General features: G+C 48.5%; 1 pseudogene. It reads left to right on the top strand.

Going from position 1 to position 379, the window contains the following annotated elements:
• Positions 1–103: 103 nt before the first annotated feature.
• Positions 104–379, top strand: a pseudogene (locus MUW49_RS20925) (IS4 family transposase); the annotation flags it as partial.

Genomic DNA, 379 nt, shown 5'->3' with positions numbered 1-379 from the left:
TCATGTACAGGATCTTTAGCGCCAACCAATTGAAATAGATATAAAAAAGGCTTCGTTTGTGATCTAATTTTATCGCCAAACAAAATCAACACGCGCGAAGCCTATGACCATTATTAATGCTAATCACTATCTGGAGCAACTCCTGGCTCCCGCCGCACTCGAGCGCATTGCTCGGCTCTGCAAGTTTTGTCTGCGTCAGCGCGCCATTACCCCTGCCATGCTCGTACCTGCACTGTTGCGGGCCATGGGGGGCGACCAGGTCAATGACATTGCCAGCTTACACCGTCATTTCAATGCCTTGCAGCTGACGAAAGAGCATCAGGTTTCTTACAAACCGTTTCACAATCAGCTGCGTAAAGAGAGCTTTGCCCTGTTTATG

Source organism: Aeromonas sp. LsrichE-8G, assembly GCF_022869435.1.
Lineage (GTDB): Bacteria > Pseudomonadota > Gammaproteobacteria > Enterobacterales > Aeromonadaceae > Aeromonas > Aeromonas caviae.
This window is presented reverse-complemented; position numbering and strand designations above follow the sequence as displayed.